Here is an 18666-nt window from a genome sequence, read left to right on the forward strand (position 1 = left end):
TTCTCCGACAAACGGCGGGATATGAAACGGCTCATCATTCGCGGCGATCCCGGTATCCGAAAAGGAGCCATCGTCGAACACGAGGGGGAGGAACTGTTCTGTTTCGGGATCAGCCGCAACGGCGAGTGGCACGGCCCCGAGACGGTCCAGCTCTGGTGCACCGTCGGTGCGGAGTCCGAGTTCGAGGATTTCGAGAAACAGAACTACGTTCCGCACTTTCTCGACGTCGAGCGCGTCGACGCCGAAGAGGTCGACGTCGTTCGCCCCAGCGGCGACCTCGCGGTCTGATCGGTCGGTTCGCCAACTCTCTGTTGGCGGCGACCGGCTTCGAACTCGCGCGTGGGGCCGTTCGGGCGCGCCGCGGCGCGAAACGTATATTGGGTCAGAGAAAGAGAGCACAGTCCCGACTCCACGTGACACTGTCGAAACGAACGCGCGAAGCGACGATAACCGACCACCTCGTCAGTGACGTGAGCTCCACACGGACCCGACGATGACTGATTCGCTCCTCGAAGCAACTCGGGCGCGCGCTCGAGCACTCGTCTCGGTCACCCGATTCGGTCAGTTCGCTGGCGTCGGCGTCGTCGGTGCGACAGTCGACAACGGCGTCTTGCTGGTACTGGTCGAGCTCGCCGAGATGGGGTTTATTACCGCGAAGGGCGTCGCCTGGGTGATCGCAATCGCGGTCATCTTCGGTATCAACGAAGCGTGGACGTTCTCGACGTTCGGCGGGACGTCTCTCCGGGCGTTGCTTGAGCGACTCTCGCGATCGTATACGGTTCGGTTCAGCGGGTTTCTCGTCACGCTCGCTGTGTATACGGCGTTGATCGAGTTCCTCGCTGTCTGGTATCTGCTTGCGAACGTGATCGGTATCGGCGTCGGCTTCATTGTCAATTACACTTTCGAGAGCCTCTTTACGTGGAAGGTTCACCGAGAGTAGCGTGAGAAACCCGCACACGGCAGCGGAATCACAATCCTTAACTAGTGCACCCGGTTATGAAGAGATAGCGGGATGGGATAGCCAGGAGATTCCGGCGGGCTCATAACCCGCAGACCGGTAGTTCAAATCTACCTCCCGCTACTTTTCACGAACTCAACAACGAGCACCGATCGGAGCGCGGTGCCAGTCTCGACGTCGGAAACGACGCCGAGTAGGTTCGAACGAGAGCCAGTCGTGAGCGCAACGAACGGGGGTAACGTAGGCTGTCCCTTCTGCGACGTTTTGACGCGACCGAAAACGAAACACACAGTGACGAGTGCCGTGACCGTCGTGAATTGTTCACTGCTCGATCGAGCTGTGGTGGACCAACTGTATTACTGGGACGACATCGGTCGTCCCGGCCGGTTCGGCCTATCATACGGTTTGCTGTCAGTCATGTACCGTGCCACCGTCGACTGACGGGTCGAATCGAGCCACACCGCCAGATTCGACCCATCAGTGCAGGCTTGGCCCGTCACTAGTGCTTTGGCAAGCCTGAACAGATGAGTGAAACCGAATGCAGTCGTCTGGTTTCACTCATCAGTCGACGCTTGGCGGAGTACTAGTATCGTCCCAAGTCTACTCTGACTAGTGCACTCCACTTCTGATCGAGAATCGTGATCGGTTTGGGCCAACTCTCAACTAGTCGGTCCACACTTGGGACAGTACTAGTCGTCACCGGTCGTCGGTGGATACCCGGTGAACGATGGTGTCGTAATCAGTATGTAACTCTTTCAACGCCTCCGAGGGTGGCGTCTCGCCGTCGAATGGAGACTGTAACCAGGCGATTGCTATCGGTTTTGCCGCCGTGAATCGACGACGCTGCTAGTAATATAGATGTATTACTGCCTTTCACTTTATAAGAAAGTTCAGGCAGACGTACAGCCGAAGCAAATAGGAGAATTTGACGATTGTATATTTTTAGAACAAGTATATGTTTAATTTTCTTTGTCTACATGGATACAAGCGGCAAGGAAATACTAACTTATTTATGGCTTCACTCAGATAAGGTTGTTATAGTGTCGCATGAACGGAGGCCGACGACGGGAAAAGCTGGATTACCCACGGTGATCCTGGCTCTCTCCGTTCAGAGACACGTCTAACAGGGGAAGGACATTCACCTGGTCAAACGGACAAAAACATGGCAAGCAATAACATATCAAATCTCAACCGACGACGAATTCTTCAAGGAATCGCCGCTACCGGTGCAGTTGGCCTCGCAGGCTGCCTCAATGGTGAAAACGGTGAAGCAGACGTCGACGTCGACGACGCACTCGAGCGAAACGAAGTCGATATCGACGCTATTCAGGAAGGAGGCCGACTCGAGTTCGCCCTCCCGCGAGACAGCATCGACGACTACGACTGGGCCGACAGTTCCGCCGCAGAGGACTCGGTCGTCTTCGACACCGTGTACGACGGGTTGACGACGGCCGACAGTACCGGCGAAACCCATCTGTGGATGGCAGAAGAGTACGAGCCCGCCGAAGCCAACGACGTCAGCGTCGAGGATTACGCGGAGTACATGGTCGAGATGGAACCCGAAAGCGTCGAAGACGGAGTTCCATCGTTCGACCTCGACGAAAACAACCTCGTCATAATGCAGCATCCGGACGACGAACCGGAAGAAGGCGAGCCGATGCGCGTGCTGACCCGCGACGAGGCTGCCGACGCCGTCGAAGACGGTACGTTCGGGATCAGACTCGAGGGCCGACTGCACGAAGGCATCGAGTTCCACAACGGCGAGGAGGTGACCGCAGAGAACGTCGTCCGCTCGTACGATCGTTTCGTCGGCTCCGTCAACGAGGGCCAGTGGTTCGACAGTTTCCTCCACGCTACGGCACCCGACGGCGACGACGGCTACACGTTCGAACTCTACGCTCAGGAGGCCGACGCCGCCGCGTATCTCGAACTCCCACCGTACATCTTCCCGTCGGAGCACTTCGACGTGCCAGCTGGCGATCTGGATCCACGAGACGACGGGGACATGGTCCCGGTCGGGACCGGCCCGTACGAGATTGCGGAGTTCGAGGAAGGCTCGCGTCTCCTCCTCGAGCGCACCGACAACTACTGGGTCGAAGAGGTCGGCCTCGAGAACATTCCGTGGTACGACGGACCGGAAGACTTCCCGGAGCGACCCGCGATCGAAGAGATCAACATCCGGTTCGTCGACGACAGCGCCGGCCGGAGTAACGCTCTCGAGGACGGCGACGTCGACATCGCCTACGAGCTTCCCTCCGAAGCCCGGAACAACTTCCACTCGTCCGAGAGCTTTGCCGTCTCCGCGAATCCGGCGTTCGGGTTCAAGTTCATGCAGTTCCCAGTCGAGGACACCGACGAGGGTGGTGCCTTTGCCCAGCGGGAGGTCCGCCAGGCAGTGAGTGCGCTCATTCCACGCCAGCAGATCGTCGACCTCGTCGAGCAAGGCTGGGGTGACCCGGCTCGTGCCCCGATTCCGGAACCAGCAAGCGGCATGGGTACCGCTATGGACTACGAGGACCTGGAGTCCCAGGACTGGGCGTACAACGTCGAGCCCGATCCGGAGGAAGCCGAAGCACTCCTCGAGGAAGCAGGCCTCGAGCGGCCGGTCGAAGTCACGGTCGAGACGAACTCCGACGACGAAGAACGCATCGACAAGATGGAACTCGTCGTCGACCAGCTCAACGAAAGCGGGCTGTTCGATGCCGAACTCGAGACGCCGGCTGCTCTCGGAGACTGGACGGCAGAACTGTACGAGGACGGTGCACGGCACGACAGTGCCGAACGAAACGCAGCTGCCGTCATCGGCCTCGCAGGAACGCCCGACCCGCACGGGTTCCACCAGGTGCTTCACCATCCGCGGATGCACAACGGCTGCTGTAACTTCTTCTTCCCGGAAGGGGCGCTTCCGGAGGAGTTCATCGAGCAGATGGAGAGTTGCCGATTCGGCGTCGACGTGGCAGAGGATCCAGACACCCGTCGCCAGGCCTACGACGAGTTCTGGCCGGAGGTCGCGGATCTAAGTGCGAACGTGATCGTCGACTACTCGCTGAACACGGGGACCGTAAGCAACGACGTCGTCGGATTCAACGTCCACCCACAGACGCAGGCGATTCTGCGGTACGCGCTCTACAACCCGGCCGACCAGCAGATCACGTACCTAGATCGGTAATCCGGCCCTCAATCTAACATATTTCCAAGGCATGAGTTTGCAAAAATTCATTCTGAGACGAATACTAGCGTCCGTACCGGTACTGATCGGTGTTTCGATAATAACGTTCGGGCTTATGCAACTCGCGCCCGGAGACGTGGTAGACCACATGATCGCGGCAAATCCAAACGTGCAGCCAGGGGAAGCCGCTCGACTCCGCCAGGAGTACGGCCTCCACGAACCGATCTGGGCCCAGTATCTCGACTGGATGCAAGGCGTCCTGACCGGTGACTTCGGGGAAGTGTACTCTTCCAGTCGCGACGCCAGTGCGATCGTTCGAGCACGCTTACCCGAAACGCTTCTCCTGGCGGCATTTGGCTGGGTGTTCGCAATTCTGATCGCCATTCCGGGTGGGATCTACGCCGCTATCAACAAAGACCAGCTCGGCGACGATGTCAGCCGCGTCTTCGCGCTTTCCGGCATCTCGATTCCGAACTTCTGGCTCGGTCTGATGCTGATGGCTCTGTTCGCCGTCTACCTCGACTGGTTCCCGACGCTCGACCCCCAGACCGGATTGCTCTCCAGAGAGATGCTCTGGTGGTTAATCCTTCCTGGTATAACGATCGGGACGGCAGCGTCGGCGAACCTGATGCGTATCATGCGGACGTCGATGGCCGAAGAAATCAACAAAGAGTACGTGACGGCCGCACGGGCGAAAGGACTTCCCAAACGGACCGTCTACCTCAAGCACGTACTGCGAAACTCGCTCATCTCGGTCACGACGGTCGCCGCGTTCCTGACTGCGAGTCTCGTCTCCGGCTCCGTCGTCGTCGAGGTGGTGTTCGGCTGGCCAGGCCTCGGCAGAGAGCTGATACAGGCGATCCAACTCAGGGAGATCAATCTCATCCTGATCATTACGCTGCTGACGGGAGTCGTCATCGTGCTCGCGAACCTGCTGGCCGACATCGTGTACGGACTACTCGACCCACGAATCAGAGACGAATATTAATCGATATCTATGTCAACAGAACGAGGACGAATACGGATTACGGGATTCGAGACCGACCATCTCGAGGAGCGGGAGCCGGATACAGCCCGGGAAGAGGAGTACGTCGAACCACAGAGCATGTGGCGTCGAATTGCGAACCGTCTGGTCCGGGACAGACTGGCGCTGATCGGGATCACGGTCGTCGTCGTGATGGCGGTCACTGCGTTTCTCGCACGCCCCATCACAGTCTCGGGGGTGACGGTGCAACCGTTTTCGCTAGCGCCGTACGATCCAACCGCGACGGCAGTGGGCGGCCGTCACGAGGCCCCCTCGCTCTCACACTACATGGGGACCGACCGACTGGGTCGGGACCTGTTCTCCAGAGTGATGGTCGGTGGGAGGTACAGTATCTCGATCGGGCTCGTCGTTACCGCACTCGCGTCGACGTTTGGCGTGATCTACGGGAGCGTTTCGGGTTACTTCGGCGGCTGGGTCGACAGCGTTCTCATGCGCTTTCTCGACCTCGTCTTCGCGTTCCCTGCACTCGTGTTGGCGCTGATCCTCGTCGCCCTGTTCGGCGGCGGTTTCTGGCCGCTGGTCGGTGCCTTCGTCTTGGTCGGCTGGGCGTCGTACGCACGCATCATTCGCGGTGAGATTCTGAAGGTGAAACAAAACGAGTACGTCCTGGCCGCGAAGGCACTCGGTGCACGGGATCAGTCGGTACTGTTCCGACACATCATTCCCAACGCCATCGCACCGGTGATCGTCCAGGCGACGCTCAGCGTCGGGACTGTCGTTATCGGCGTCGCCGCACTCGGGTTCCTCGGGATCGGGTTCGATCCCGGCACGCCGGAGTGGGGGACGATTCTCGACGGTGAACGGGATACGCTGGCGACCGGTGACGGCGGCAGCTGGTACTGGTGGGCGACCGTCTTCCCAGGACTGATGATCTTCCTGTTCGTCATGTCGATGAACATGATTGGTGACGTCATCAACGACGCACTTGACACCCAGGTCGACGACATCGGAGGTGGTGGCTAATGGCACTACTCGAGGTCGAAAACCTGACAGTCAAGTTCTACACGTCGGAAGGCGTCGTGACGGCAGTCGACGGGCTCTCTTACACGATCGACCGCGGAGAGAAGTTCGGGGTCGTCGGCGAGAGCGGTGCCGGAAAGAGCGTAACGGCGCTCTCGTTGTTGCGTCTGATCGAGAGCCCCGGTGAGATCGAAAGTGGCTCGATCCGCTTTGCCGATCCCGACACCGTAACTCGACTCGAGGAGTCGTATCCCGGCCACGTCGTCGACGTCGAAGACCTTCGTGACGAGTACAATCGCGAAAAACTGGTCTCGCGGTTCGAAGAGGCCGACATACCAGCGACCGAACTAACCGATAACCCGCGTCACGACGACGTCGAAGACGTGCTCGCTGCAGGCAAACTGGATGTCCGCGACCTGATCGATCGGGGTCACGCGACCGACCTTGGATTGATCGACGAAGAAGCGTTCATCGTGTACGACGGTGACGAGCAGTACATCGACCTGCTCCGTGCACCGGAGGAGGCAGTCCGAACCCTCCGTGGCAACAACGTCTCGATGATCTTCCAGGACGCCCAGACTGCGCTCAACCCCGTCTACACTGTCGGTGAACAGATCGCGGAGGCGATCAGACACCACCTCGATTACGACGACGAGGAGGCAAAACAGCGAGCGATCGAACTGCTTGACAGGGTCGGTATCCCGGACGCAGAGAGCCGATACACCGACTATCCACACGAGTTCTCCGGTGGGATGCAACAGCGAGCCGTGATTGCGATGGCGCTTTCGTGTGATCCCGACGTCATCATCGCGGACGAACCGACGACGGCGCTTGACGTGACGACCGAAGCGAAGATCCTCGACCTTCTCGAGGAGCTTACCGACGAGTTCGACACGGCAGTCCAACTCATCACGCACGACCTCGGTGTCGTCGCCGAGCTCTGTGATCGGGTGATGGTGATGTACGCAGGCCAGCCCGTCGAGAAGGCACCGGTCGAAGAGTTGTACTACGACCCGAAACATCCCTACACGGTCGGTCTGATGAGCTCGATCCCACGCATCGGTGACGACCGCGAGCGGCTACAGACGATTCCTGGAGCGATGCCGGATCTGATCGAGACGCCGTCTGGCTGCAGTTTCCATCCCCGGTGTCCGTACGCCGAGGAGGCGTGCAAACAGAAAGAGCCGCGAATGGTCGAGTTCGACTCGGAATCGGTCGATCGATCGGCGAAGTGTCTCGAGTACACTGACGATCTCGACGAGGGTGTCGGATACACCGTCACCGTCGAAGACGAACGTCGCATGAACGAACCCGTATCCGGTGACCAACATGAGTAGCGAGAACGAGCCGATCCTACGGACGCAAAACCTCTCGAAGTACTACGAGACGGATAGTGGTGTCATCGACAACCTGCTTGGCCGATCGCAACTGGTCAAGGCAGTCGACGACGTCGATCTCGAGCTCTATCCGGGCGAAACTCTCGGGGTGGTCGGCGAGAGCGGTTGTGGGAAGACGACGCTTGGCAGGTCGATGCTGCGGCTTATCGAGCCGACCGACGGATCGATCACCTACCGGAACGAGCAAGACGACGGGACAGTCCGCGAAATCGAGTTGACGGAGCTCTCGAGTTCCGAACTACGGGATCTCCGAACGGACCTGCAGTACATCTTCCAGGACCCGTTCTCGAGTCTGAACCCGCGGCTCACCGTCGGTGATATCATCGGCGAACCGCTGGACATCCACGACATCGCAAGCGGGCAGGAGCGAACGGATCGAATTCAGGACTTACTCGAGACCGTTGGACTGAACGCGAGTCACGCGTACCGGTATCCACACGAGTTCTCCGGCGGGCAGCGTCAGCGTATCGGTATCGCCCGGGCGCTCGCCGTCGACCCGGAAATTATCATCTGTGACGAACCGGTCAGCGCACTCGACGTCAGCGTCCAGGCACAAATCCTGAATCTCTTGGAGGATCTTCAGAGGGAGTTCGACCTCTCGTATATCTTCATCGCCCACGACTTGAGCGTCGTCGAGCACATCTCCGACCGGATCGCCGTGATGTACCTCGGTGAGTTCGCGGAAGTGGGGACGACCGAAGACGTGTTCTCGGAGCCGTACCACCCCTACACCGAAGCGTTGCTTTCGGCGATCCCCGAACCTGATCCGCTCTGGGAGGGCGAGAAAATCTTCCTCGAGGGGGAGGTTCCGTCGCCGATCGATCCCCCCTCTGGCTGTCCGTTCCACACTCGGTGTCCCCGCGTGATTCCGCCTGAGGAGTTCGATATAGAGCAGTCGGCGTGGCGGTCGCTCCTGAGTCTCAAACTCAGGAGTGGCGACGCCGAGTCGGTCGAGGACCTGTTGACTATCTCAGAGGAGTCGCTACAAGAGGACGTGACGAGACTGCCACGCGAGGAGTTCGGTACGCGGATCCGCGACGAGTTCGGGATTCCGGCGACCGTCGCCGATTCCTCCGCCGAGACCCTCATCGAACAGTCGATAGACGAACTGTACGCGAACGGCGTTGCCGAAGCGACGGCGAGGCTGGAGGACGCGTTCGTCTCGCCCTGTGAGACGACGGACCCACCGGTCACGGAGATGTCTGACACACACGAAATCGCGTGTCTCCTCTACGATGACGAGTATGAAACGACAACGCTGGACCGTGGCGACGGGAGAGGAGATAGCGCTATCGCCGACGACTGATACGGTTTACTGTAAGTCATTTCCGGCACAACCGCGACCCGGGCGGCGGTTGCGCCGGTAAATCGTTACAGTAATCCGTATGAGACGGACTGCTGTACCAACGTATCGGCGCGACCGCAGGAGCGCGCGGTCGCGCCGGAAATAACTCACAGCAAACCGTCTGATGCGGTCGCTGCTGTGATTTTTGGGTCCCCGCCGGACTGGTCGCAGTTACCTCTTCGCCGGTGGACGGCGGATCTGCGGCGGAAGGATTTAGTTGCTGCCGCCGCTTGCAGTAGGTAATGCGTCGGATCTACGAGTCGGATGCACTCACTCGAGACGACGATCCTTTCTCGCCGAGCGAGCACGATTCGACGACGAAGCCGCAAGCGGCGCGTTCGATCAACGGATCGGCCTGGAGCAAGCGCCTGATCCCACACTGGCTCCGTCGGCGGGCGATCTCGGTCGACGTATCGACGCCGACGACGGAGTTTCGTGCCGATGATTCGATTCCGTTTACCGTCACGATGAGAAATACGTTGCCGGTTCCGATCACGATCCAGACGAACTCTCCAGTACTGTGGTCGTGGTCGGTCGACGACATCACTGAAGCGTCTCACGTTCCGACCAGGGACCCGCCCGAGCGGACGGGTGAACTACACTTCGACCGTGGCGACCGGCGACAGTTCAAGAAGACGTGGTCCGGACTGTTTCGCGTCTCAGACCGGGAGTGGGAGCCGGCCGAACCCGGCGAGTACACGATCAGTGTGGCTATCAACGTCGGCGATCCAGAGCGTAGTGGCCTCGCTGACGAGACGACCGTCCGGATTCTCGAGTAAGGACCCGACCGGTTCAGCCGGGTTGGGCTTTGCTGGGTGTCTCGAGTGAGTCCGAGTCGACGTTGCGTGGTGGCTCATTCGCGTCCGCTTTCGTTTTCGCCTGGATCGTCGGACTCGTCGTCACTTGGTGTCGTTCCGATGCCTTTCATCGCGAGTTCGACGTTTGCTCCGTCGTCGACGCCGGTCGGGCGGTCGTGGAACCGCCGGCGGATGCGCTCTGGCAGGTAGGTTTCGGTGAGTTGTGGCGTCCGGGGAACGAGATATCCTCGCAGGTAGATCGCCAGCAGTGAGGTTGCGAGCGTCGCCGTGCCTGCAATCGCCGCTGCGGTCGTTCCGGCACCGTAGCGGACGCCAGCCGCGACACCGACGGAGAAGACCACGGCGAGTCCGACGTTCAGGATCGTACACGGAACGCAGCGGCTGTCGCCCGTATACTCCGGCCGACGAAACCGATCCAGGGAGTCAGTTCCCGTCATCGTGGCGAGGTCAGGCGTTCGAAATCGCGTCGGCGGAGAACTCGAGGTACCGGCGGTCACAGTCGTCACAGGTGACTGCGTAGACGGTCATGTCGCCACAGCAGGATTCGACTGTCCTGTCGCTTGCCGAGATGTGGCCCGCACAGAACGGACACGCTTCGAGGAACGACCGTAGCGACTGCAGCATCCGGTACCGCTGGCGGACCGGAACGTCGTCCCAGCGGTCGGTCTCCGCACGCAGTTCTCGGTCCGTCGCGACGTCGACCTGAAGGGCGCTTTTCGACGGCCAGTTGCGGACCATGTAGCCCGTCTTGTAGGCCGTATACTCACGGTCCGGTTCGGAGACGTCGGATTCGTCGGTGTCGAACATGGTCGCGATGTCGGTCGCGTCGACGCCGTCGTCCCGAACGTGGTCGAGTTGGTCCTCGAGTCGGTCGGCAAACGCGGACGTAAATCTGAGGCTTTCCTCGTCGTCGGTCGGTTCGACGACGCCGATATCGAGGAGGAACTCCTCGGGGTCTACCGCGTTACGTCGCCGGTACTCTATCCGCTCGGCCGCCGATCCATCAGACATGGTACCACGATACGGGCTATTCTATAAAACGCTCTTCTGTAGGAGATTGTTGATACTGCTCAGCTGTCGCTGTAGAATCGAAGAGAGCAAGGACACCGCGTCAGCGGTGTCCGTTAGGCATGATCCCGCTAGATGTGTTTGGGTCGGAATCGGTCGCAGCGGACCTGTTAGAGCAGGTTCGCTGGCGTAACGGTGTTACTTGCCCTCGCTGCCGTTCTGACCTGACGGTCAAGAACGGTAGCTATGGGCACTTTCAGCGCTATCTCTGTAAGAATTGCGACCGCACGTTCAACGACAAGACCGGCACAATCTTCGCCCATTCGAAAGTCGCACTCAGAAAGTGGCTGTTCTCGATTTACGCGTTTCTCCGGTTTAACACGAGTCTTCGTCAACTTCAGATAGAGATCGACGTCCAGTACAAAACGATCTATCAGCGCGTCGAGCGCTTCACGAAGGCGCTTGATGCACCTTCGCTTGACCTTGTCGGACCGGTCGAAATCGATGAAGTCTACGTTTCTGCAGGGCTGAAAGGCCGCGAGCGCGACCAAGAGTCGCGCTCGCGTGGCCTGTCCACGCGTGGGCGAGGAACGTACGAGCAGGACAAACCGCCGGTGTTCACGATCGTCGATCGTGGCACCGGCGACCGATACGTGATCCCAGCGAAATCAGCCGACGAATCGACGATTCGGCTCCTTCTCGAAAACCGTCAGAAGGAGCCACTGACCGTCTACACTGACGGATTTCGTGCCTACGATCCACTGGCCGAGGACGACGCATTCGACCGCGAATACGTCGTCCACGGCGACGGCGAATACGCCAACGAAAACGTACACGTCAACACCTGCGAGAGCCACGGATCGCTGCTGCGACCGTGGCTCTCGCCTCATCGAGGCATCTCAAAAGACAAGCTCACACAGTATCTCCGAGCGTTCCAACTTCGACGAAAGCTACTGCGGAAACCAGGGAGAGAAGCGCTCAAACACGCTATCAAAGCGACGCTATGAGATCAACAAAGTGCTACACAAGAGCGCTATAAAAAGACATTCGATCCGGGAGTCGAGTGGTGGCGACGGCGGGCGACCGACGACGATCCGTTGTCGGTGTGTCCTCGAGTTCGTCGTCGCCGTGTTCGTCGACGATAGCAACTTCGCTGTCGCAGTGGTGTACATTTCAATATTAGTGACAGTCGTTATTTTTATAATATGTCGATGTGGAACGTGTAACGTAATGCCATACACCAATAATCGTCATGGTTCACATTCCAGTAAACGGCATGGTCGCGGAACGTCCCGGCGACAGGCGCTCGCTCTTCTTGGAGCGGGTGCAGCAGCCGGTCTTGCCGGTTGTGCGGGGGGTGGTAACGGCGACGACGATGACGATCCAGGAGCTGATCTCTCGGACGTCGAACTCTACGACGCAGACGGCAACCGTATCGAACCGACCATCATCTACGACTCGGGCGACGGCACGGCCGAAGACATCGCCTCGGAGTGCCAGCGCAACCTAGAGCAGATCGGGGTCGATCTCCAGCTAGACGCCCGTCCAGAGGTCCTCGGTGAAGATTTCCACTCGGAACCGCTAGACGACGCCGACCCCGACGAGTTCGAATGGAGGGCCGGCCGCAACGCGGGCCCGCCAGACCAGACCCGAACGGTCTACGACTGGGACCTACTCCACGGTATCGGGGCGAACGCCTACCCCCGAACGCCGTACGACACTCGTGTCTTCTGGAGAGCGGACGATCCGCTCAACGCCTACGGCTACGTCCCCGAGGAAGACCTCGCCGGATTGTACGAGGAGTTCGACGACGTGACCGACGAGCAGGAACGGCAAGCTATCTGGGACGAGATTTCGGCGGCGCTAACTCACGAACTGCCGGCCAACTTCATGTACTCCAGTTACGACTTCGAGGGGTTCCTGCAAGATATCAACACCGAGCCCGAATTCTACGAGTACGGTTACACGCCCGGGACGATCAACCGCTACCGCGGCGAACAGGAGGTCGGCGGTGACTTCGTCCGACTGGACGCCACCCCGCTCTCGGAACCCTTCCTTCCGGAACAGGACGACAACAACTCGGCGATGCGCACCGACCTGCTGACCGACGCATCGTACGCCATCGATGGCGACAACGAAATCGTCCCGCTGCACATCGACATCGAGGACGCGGGCGACTCGCAGGTGTGGGTCTGTACGCTTCGGGACAACCTCGAGTTCGGGACCGACGCCGACGGCAACGCCTACGGTCAGATGACGGCCGAAGACTGGGTGTTCCAACTCGAGTACGTTCACGGTGTCGCAGACGATGCAGCCGACCTCTGGGACGAAGAGTTCCCACCGAGTGAAGCCCTCGGCAACTACGAAGTCGTCGAGAACGTCGAACAGACCGGCGAACTCGAGTTCCAGCTCGAGCTCGTCGAGCCGGACCCGGCGTTCTCGCTGCGCCCGGTCATCTGGGGCGAACAGATACTCCCGCAGGAACTGTTCGAGGAGTACGCGCCGGACGCGGAAGCGCTTCGCGAGTCGACCGAAGTCACCGAGTTCACCTGGACGGGGAATCTCGGCCCGTACACGTTCGACGACTGGGTCGCGGGTGCCTCGGGCTCGTTTACGGCCACCCGCAACGAGGACTACTACATGCGCGAGCACACCGCGGACAGCAACGTCCAAGTCATGGACGACGCGTGGGCCGACGCGCCGTACTTCGAGACCTACCAGTTCGACGTCGAGGACGAACGCTCCACCCGCCTCGAGCGGTTCCGTGCCGGCGAGGGTGACCGTATGTTGCTCCCGAGCGACAACGTCGCCGAGTTCGAGCAGGACCACGACGACATTCGCGTCGAGGACCAACAGTCGCCGTACGTCAACTTCCTGTTTTTCAACCAGCGATCTAACGGCAGCCCCATCTGTCGGGAACGGGACGGCCGCGAAGCGATGGCTCGCGTGATCGACAAGGAGACGATCACGGACGACATCCTCCGAGAGCGGGCACAACCTGTGCACTCGAATCAGCCGCCCTGGTCCGAGTGGTACGACGAAGACGTCGCCACCGAGTACGGCGTCGACATCACCGAGGAGGACATCGTCCAAGCGCGCGAACTTCTCGAAGAGAACGAGACGTTCGTGCTCGAGGAAGCCTAAGCAGCGTCGCGTATGTACTCGGTTTTGATTACAACGTATAAATCGACATGAAGTGGTATATTCTCCGGCGGCTGCTGTGGGCCGGCTTTGCCTCGTGGATCATCCTGTCAGTTACGTTCCTGTTGATGGATCTCGTTCCCGATCAGCGGATCATGCAAGCCGAGTTCGCTGCGGCGCAGGAAGGCGTCGATCCCGAAGCGGCTGCAGCGGCTGCAGAGGAGCGCTACGGAGTGGCTGGGCCGCTCCACGAACGGTACGTAGACTACTTGACTGGGTTCGTTCAGGGTGACTGGGGCTGGTCCATCGAGTACAGTCAGCCCGTGGCGGACGTCATCGTCACCGCTGCACCGTACTCTGCGATGTACGCCGTGCCGGCGGTCATCATCGCGACGATCATCGGAACCGCGATTGGCCTCTACTCGGCCGTCAACCAGTACACGACGAAAGATTACGCGGCGACGTTCGGGGCTTTCTTCGGCATTAGCCTCCCGAACTTCTGGTTCGCGATCGTCTTACTGGTCATCTTCGGGACGATGCTCGGCTGGGTCGACGTCGGCTGGAATCACTATTACCCGATCTCACAGGACGGTGGGTTCACGCTGCTCGAGCGGGCCGACGACAGCCATCCGGCCTTCGTCAGAGAAGAGTTCGAGGGCGAACGCTACGTCGGCGTCCTTAGTCCGGCGAACCTCCAGCAACTCGTTCTCCCGGCGTTCGTCCTGTTGACGACGTCGACCGCGACAGTGATGCGTTACGCTCGGGCCGAAGCGCTCGAGTACGTCGACGCCGACTTCGTCAAGACGGCGAAAGCGAAGGGTGCAAGCGACTGGGCGATCGTCTCGAAACACATCTTCCGGCCGGCTTCGGTACCGCTGATGACGATCTTCGTCGGTCGTATGGTTGGACTGGTGCTGGTTGGCTCGTATCTCATCGAGATCGTCTTCGGGATTCCGGGTATCGGCCTCGCCTCGTACGAGGCGATCATCAGGCAAGATACCGACCTGGTCGCGATCACGATCCTCATTCCGACGTTCCTCGCGATCGTCGGCAACCTCATCGAGGACATCACGTACGCGATTCTCGATCCGCGCATCGACTACGGTGATCGATAATGAGTAGGCACAACGACGAATACAGCGCTTCGGACGACTCCCAGAGGGACACGACTTTCGAGGACGTCGACTGGTCCGAGATCGATCTCGAGACCGACGAGCGATCGCCAACGCAACTGGCGTGGATCGCCGTCGTGAGTGTGTGGACGCTCGGCGTGGTGATCGACCTGCTCTCGCGGTACGTGATCGGCGCTTCCCCCTTCCAGTTTCCGTTGGTCGGAACGATCAGTCTGGTCGGCTGGCTGTGGATAGGGACGCTGCTCGTCCTGTTCTTCTACGGGGTCGTACCGCTGTACCAAAACCCCCGGATGACCAGACACTACTGGCACGAGTTCAGGAAGAACAAGGCGGCCGTCATCAGTGGTCTGTTTCTGATCGTCGTCTTCCTGATCGGGGTCGTCGGGACGCGGCTCCTGCCGAGTGCGGACCGCACTCCCGGGATGGAGAACCAGCCGCCGGTCTGGCTGTCGGTCGAGGAGTACGTCGTCGGCCGGCAGTGTCCTGGCGGGACGACGATCGAAGACGGGGTCTCGATGTGTCACGGAAGCTGGGAGTATCCGCTGGGGACGACGTCATCGGGCGAGGACCTGCTCTTGCTCAGCATCGAGGGAATGGAGATCAGCATGCAGGTCGGACTCATTGCGACGTTGATGAGCATCACTATCGCAGCGACCGTCGCACTCACCGCCGCCTACCACGGCGGTCTCGTCGACGAAGTCTGCATGCGATACGTCGACCTGCAGATGACTTTCCCCACGTTTTTCCTCTATCTGTTGCTCGCCTACACTATCGGCGGTAGCCTGTTCGTCATCATCGTGATCTTCGGCCTGACGGGCTGGGGAGCCTACGCCCGGATCATGCGATCCGAGGCGCTCCAGCGTCGAGAAGAGCCGTACATCGTGGCCGCCAAAAGCGCCGGCGCACGAGGGTTCTGGACGATCCGTCGACACCTGCTACCGAACATCTCGAACAGCGTCATCACGGCCGCGACGCTCTCGATTCCCGCGATCATCCTCGCGGAGGCAGCGATTGCGTTCATCGGTCTCTCGGAGGCGGGTATTGCATCCTGGGGTCGCGTGATCGCAGGCGGTCGCGACCAGCTAACGAACGCCTGGTGGATCTCGACGATTCCGGGCTTTTTCCTCTTCTTTACGATCCTCGCGTTCAATTTCCTCGGTGATGCCATGCGAGACGCGCTCGACCCACGACACGGAGGTGGTGAGTAATGAGTACGAATACCGACGACCACGACGATATCACAGGTACCGACTCGATCGACGAGAGTGCGCCACTGCTCGAGGTGTCGAACCTCTGTACGTACTTCGACACGGATCAAGGGGTGGTCAAGGCGGTCGACGGCGTCTCGCTGACGGTCGAACGCGGCGAAACGGTCGCCATCGTCGGCGAGAGCGGGTCCGGGAAGACGGTTACCAGTGAGTCGATTACACAACTGTTCAAGCAGCCCCCGGGCTACATCGCCGACGGGTCGGTCGCTATCGACGGCAACGAGGTCACACACCGGTCCGAGGACGAACTCGGCCAGATCCGAGGTCGGACGGTCGGCCACATCTTCCAGAACCCACAGGGGGCATTGAACCCGGTCTACACCGTTGGCTGGCAGATCCGCGAGGCGATCCAGCTCCACCGAGACGTTACCGACGAGGAGGCGACCGAACTCACCGTCGAACTGCTCACGCAGGTCGGAATCCCGGAAGCCAGCTCCCGTCTCGACGACTATCCGCACGAACTCTCCGGCGGGATGAAACAACGAGTCATCATCGCAATGGCACTCGCCTGTGATCCGGACCTGCTGATCGCCGACGAGCCGACGACGGCACTTGACGTGACTATCCAGGCCCAGATCCTCGAGTTGCTGAACCGGCTCCAAGAGAAGCGAGACATGGGTCTGCTGTTCATCACGCACGACCTCGGCGTCGTCGCCAACATCGCCGACCGCGTCGTCGTCATGTACGCAGGGAAGGTGATGGAACGTGGCCCCGTCGAAGCAGTTTTCGAGTCGCCGTCTCACCCCTACACGAAAGCGTTGCTCGAGTGTCTCCCCGGAGAGGGCACACTCGGTGGTATCCCCGGCGAACTACCGGACCCGCGATCACCGCCGGGCGGCTGTCGGTTCGCCAGCCGATGCGAGTACACACTCGAGGAGTGTCACCAAGGCGGGCAGCCGTCGATGGCAGCAGTCGACGGTGACGATCACCAGGTCTCCTGTGTTCACTACCGACCGGAGATGGACTCGTCGGTCGTCCGCGACGCGCCACCGGAAGAGCAACTCACCGACGACGTCTCCGCCGACGGAGGGAAGCGCCGATGAGCCCCTCGAGCGAGCCGCTGCTCGAGGTCGAGAACCTCGAGAAACACTACCCGATCACGGACGGCTACCTCAACGAAGAAGTCGCCCGTGCAAAGGCCGTCGACGGCATCAGCTTCGAACTCGAGCGCGGCGAGACGGTCGGCATCGTCGGGGAATCCGGCTGTGGCAAATCGACTGCCGCGAAAGCGATGATCCGACTCGAGGAGCCGACCGACGGTGAGATTCGTTTCGACAGTGAGGACGTGATGGCCTACGACGAGGCAAAACTCCGGAAGTTCCGTCGCGAGGTCCAGATGATCTTCCAGGACCCTGACTCGAGTTTCGACCCGCGGATGAGCGTCGGCGAGTCAGTCGCAGAGCCACTGACCGTCCAGGGGATGGCCGACGAAGATCGACGCCGTGCGATCGTCGCCGATCTTCTCGAGCGGGTGGGTCTCTCTGCGTCGGATATGGATCGATACCCTCACGAGTTCTCGGGTGGCCAGAAACAGCGGATCGGTCTGGCTCGAGCGCTCTCTGTCAATCCGGAACTGATCGTGGCTGACGAGCCAGTGTCGGCGCTCGACGTGTCGGTCCAGTCGGAGATTCTCAAACGCATCGACCAGTTCCAGGAGAGCTTCGGGCTGACGGTGTTGATCATTAGCCACAACCTAGGTGTCGTGCGTGAGATCTGCGATCGCGTCGCGGTGATGTACCTCGGTGAGTTCGTCGAGGTGGCACCGACCGAGGAACTGTTCGCAGACCCGCAACATCCCTACACGAAGGCACTGCTGTCGTCGATCCCACGGCCGGACCCGAGCCAGCGCGGCTTCGGACAGGGGCTCACGGGCGACGTACCTGACCCGTCGAACCCGCCGTCCGGTTGCCGGTTCCATACGCGCTGTCCCGCGGTGATCCCGCCCGACGATATCGACGTGCCACAAGGAGTCTGGCGGAGCGTCTTGCAGTTCCGAAAGAACGTCCAGAACGACGGGGTCGACCTCGAGAGCATCGTCCGCGTTCACGCGCTCGAATCCGACCGGTGGGACGATCCCACTGCCGTGGCACCCGAGGACGTCGACGAGGCGACCCTCGCGACCTGGATCAGAGACGAGTACGATCTCCCCCAGCGACTGCCTGACGAGACGGCCGAGACGACCCTCGCGCGAGCACTCGAACGCACCGCGGCGGGGAACCTCGAGGCTGCCGCCAACTCCCTCGAGGAGCAGTTCTCGACGGTCTGTGAGCACGAGAAACCGGTGCTCGAGTCGGTCGAATCGGATCGTAAGTGCGCCTGTCATCTCGTCGAGGCGACTGGAACGCCCGTCTCGTCGGACGACTCACGCTCACACGAGCAACTGACAGACTGAAGTATCGTGGATTGTACACCAAATGACTACGG

Annotated in this window: 16 protein-coding genes and 1 tRNA gene; 15 read left to right on the forward strand and 2 right to left on the reverse strand. The window is 60.3% G+C overall.

The window, feature by feature from the left end; translation table 11 throughout:
• Nucleotides 1-21 precede the first annotated feature (21 nt).
• The 9 genes from NATGR_RS03810 to NATGR_RS03850 all read left to right on the forward strand — a co-directional run bounded on the left by NATGR_RS03810 (nucleotide 22) and on the right by NATGR_RS03850 (nucleotide 9653).
• Nucleotides 22-288: an HAH_0734 family protein gene (locus NATGR_RS03810; protein WP_005581371.1), complete on the forward strand. Its 267-nt coding sequence runs from the start codon at nucleotides 22-24 to the stop codon at nucleotides 286-288.
• Between the two features lie 205 nt (nucleotides 289-493).
• Nucleotides 494-940 (forward strand): GtrA family protein, encoded by a 447-nt coding sequence (locus NATGR_RS03815; protein WP_005581370.1) that lies wholly within the window; start codon nucleotides 494-496, stop codon nucleotides 938-940.
• Nucleotides 941-1006: 66 nt separating this feature from the next.
• A tRNA-Met gene (locus NATGR_RS03820) sits at nucleotides 1007-1081 on the forward strand.
• A gap of 1039 nt (nucleotides 1082-2120) precedes the next feature.
• Complete coding sequence (locus NATGR_RS03825) at nucleotides 2121-4127, forward strand: ABC transporter substrate-binding protein (RefSeq protein ID WP_005581368.1); 2007 nt, start codon at nucleotides 2121-2123, stop codon at nucleotides 4125-4127.
• 31 nt (nucleotides 4128-4158) lie between these two features.
• Entirely contained in the window at nucleotides 4159-5115 is a 957-nt protein-coding gene (locus NATGR_RS03830) for an ABC transporter permease (protein ID WP_015233305.1), read from the forward strand.
• Between the two features lie 9 nt (nucleotides 5116-5124).
• On the forward strand, nucleotides 5125-6135 hold the full coding sequence (locus NATGR_RS03835; RefSeq protein ID WP_005581366.1) for an ABC transporter permease: 1011 nt from the start codon (nucleotides 5125-5127) through the stop codon (nucleotides 6133-6135).
• Nucleotides 6135-7469, forward strand: a complete 1335-nt coding sequence (locus NATGR_RS03840) for an ABC transporter ATP-binding protein (protein WP_005581365.1) — start codon at nucleotides 6135-6137, stop codon at nucleotides 7467-7469. Before NATGR_RS03835 ends, NATGR_RS03840 begins: the two co-directional genes overlap by 1 nt.
• Entirely contained in the window at nucleotides 7462-8835 is a 1374-nt protein-coding gene (locus NATGR_RS03845) for an ABC transporter ATP-binding protein (RefSeq protein ID WP_005581364.1), read from the forward strand. The genes NATGR_RS03840 and NATGR_RS03845 overlap by 8 nt, the downstream gene beginning before the upstream one ends.
• A 281-nt stretch (nucleotides 8836-9116) precedes the next feature.
• Nucleotides 9117-9653, forward strand: coding sequence for a hypothetical protein (locus NATGR_RS03850; protein ID WP_005581363.1), 537 nt, complete (start codon nucleotides 9117-9119; stop codon nucleotides 9651-9653).
• Nucleotides 9654-9727: 74 nt separating this feature from the next.
• Here NATGR_RS03850 and NATGR_RS03855 read toward each other — a convergent pair whose 3' ends face one another.
• Entirely contained in the window at nucleotides 9728-10129 is a 402-nt protein-coding gene (locus NATGR_RS03855; protein WP_005581361.1) for a hypothetical protein, read from the reverse strand.
• A 10-nt stretch (nucleotides 10130-10139) separates the two neighbouring features.
• Entirely contained in the window at nucleotides 10140-10703 is a 564-nt protein-coding gene (locus tag NATGR_RS03860; RefSeq protein ID WP_005581359.1) for a hypothetical protein, read from the reverse strand.
• Between the two features lie 119 nt (nucleotides 10704-10822).
• On the opposite strand from NATGR_RS03860, the gene NATGR_RS03865 reads away from it, so the two are divergent.
• From NATGR_RS03865 to NATGR_RS03890, 6 genes are all read left to right on the forward strand, one after another.
• On the forward strand, nucleotides 10823-11707 hold the full coding sequence (locus tag NATGR_RS03865) for an IS1595 family transposase (RefSeq protein ID WP_015233210.1): 885 nt from the start codon (nucleotides 10823-10825) through the stop codon (nucleotides 11705-11707).
• A 223-nt stretch (nucleotides 11708-11930) separates the two neighbouring features.
• Nucleotides 11931-13844 (forward strand): ABC transporter substrate-binding protein, encoded by a 1914-nt coding sequence (locus NATGR_RS03870; protein ID WP_005581356.1) that lies wholly within the window; start codon nucleotides 11931-11933, stop codon nucleotides 13842-13844.
• Nucleotides 13845-13891: 47 nt separating this feature from the next.
• Complete coding sequence (locus NATGR_RS03875) at nucleotides 13892-14956, forward strand: ABC transporter permease (protein ID WP_005581354.1); 1065 nt, start codon at nucleotides 13892-13894, stop codon at nucleotides 14954-14956.
• Nucleotides 14956-16182, forward strand: coding sequence for an ABC transporter permease (locus NATGR_RS03880; RefSeq protein ID WP_005581353.1), 1227 nt, complete (start codon nucleotides 14956-14958; stop codon nucleotides 16180-16182). The genes NATGR_RS03875 and NATGR_RS03880 overlap by 1 nt, the downstream gene beginning before the upstream one ends.
• Complete coding sequence (locus tag NATGR_RS03885) at nucleotides 16182-17285, forward strand: ABC transporter ATP-binding protein (RefSeq protein ID WP_005581352.1); 1104 nt, start codon at nucleotides 16182-16184, stop codon at nucleotides 17283-17285. Before NATGR_RS03880 ends, NATGR_RS03885 begins: the two co-directional genes overlap by 1 nt.
• Complete coding sequence (locus tag NATGR_RS03890) at nucleotides 17282-18634, forward strand: ABC transporter ATP-binding protein (protein ID WP_005581351.1); 1353 nt, start codon at nucleotides 17282-17284, stop codon at nucleotides 18632-18634. The genes NATGR_RS03885 and NATGR_RS03890 overlap by 4 nt, the downstream gene beginning before the upstream one ends.
• Nucleotides 18635-18666 lie beyond the last annotated feature (32 nt).

Source organism: Natronobacterium gregoryi SP2 (assembly GCF_000230715.2).
Taxonomy (GTDB): domain Archaea; phylum Halobacteriota; class Halobacteria; order Halobacteriales; family Natrialbaceae; genus Natronobacterium; species Natronobacterium gregoryi.

Bases quoted from the DNA above. Each gene is read 5' to 3' on its own strand.
- NATGR_RS03845 (WP_005581364.1), top strand. From the start codon at position 7,462: ATGAGTAGCGAGAACGAGCCGATCCTACGGACGCAAAACCTCTCGAAG.
- NATGR_RS03865 (WP_015233210.1), top strand. From the start codon at position 10,823: ATGATCCCGCTAGATGTGTTTGGGTCGGAATCGGTCGCAGCGGACCTG.
- NATGR_RS03860 (WP_005581359.1), bottom strand. From the start codon at position 10,703: ATGTCTGATGGATCGGCGGCCGAGCGGATAGAGTACCGGCGACGTAAC.
- NATGR_RS03880 (WP_005581353.1), top strand. From the start codon at position 14,956: ATGAGTAGGCACAACGACGAATACAGCGCTTCGGACGACTCCCAGAGG.
- NATGR_RS03875 (WP_005581354.1), top strand. From the start codon at position 13,892: ATGAAGTGGTATATTCTCCGGCGGCTGCTGTGGGCCGGCTTTGCCTCG.
- NATGR_RS03870 (WP_005581356.1), top strand. From the start codon at position 11,931: ATGCCATACACCAATAATCGTCATGGTTCACATTCCAGTAAACGGCAT.
- NATGR_RS03825 (WP_005581368.1), top strand. From the start codon at position 2,121: ATGGCAAGCAATAACATATCAAATCTCAACCGACGACGAATTCTTCAA.
- NATGR_RS03815 (WP_005581370.1), top strand. From the start codon at position 494: ATGACTGATTCGCTCCTCGAAGCAACTCGGGCGCGCGCTCGAGCACTC.
- NATGR_RS03850 (WP_005581363.1), top strand. From the start codon at position 9,117: ATGCGTCGGATCTACGAGTCGGATGCACTCACTCGAGACGACGATCCT.
- NATGR_RS03835 (WP_005581366.1), top strand. From the start codon at position 5,125: ATGTCAACAGAACGAGGACGAATACGGATTACGGGATTCGAGACCGAC.
- NATGR_RS03855 (WP_005581361.1), bottom strand. From the start codon at position 10,129: ATGACGGGAACTGACTCCCTGGATCGGTTTCGTCGGCCGGAGTATACG.
- NATGR_RS03890 (WP_005581351.1), top strand. From the start codon at position 17,282: ATGAGCCCCTCGAGCGAGCCGCTGCTCGAGGTCGAGAACCTCGAGAAA.
- NATGR_RS03840 (WP_005581365.1), top strand. From the start codon at position 6,135: ATGGCACTACTCGAGGTCGAAAACCTGACAGTCAAGTTCTACACGTCG.
- NATGR_RS03810 (WP_005581371.1), top strand. From the start codon at position 22: ATGAAACGGCTCATCATTCGCGGCGATCCCGGTATCCGAAAAGGAGCC.
- NATGR_RS03885 (WP_005581352.1), top strand. From the start codon at position 16,182: ATGAGTACGAATACCGACGACCACGACGATATCACAGGTACCGACTCG.
- NATGR_RS03830 (WP_015233305.1), top strand. From the start codon at position 4,159: ATGAGTTTGCAAAAATTCATTCTGAGACGAATACTAGCGTCCGTACCG.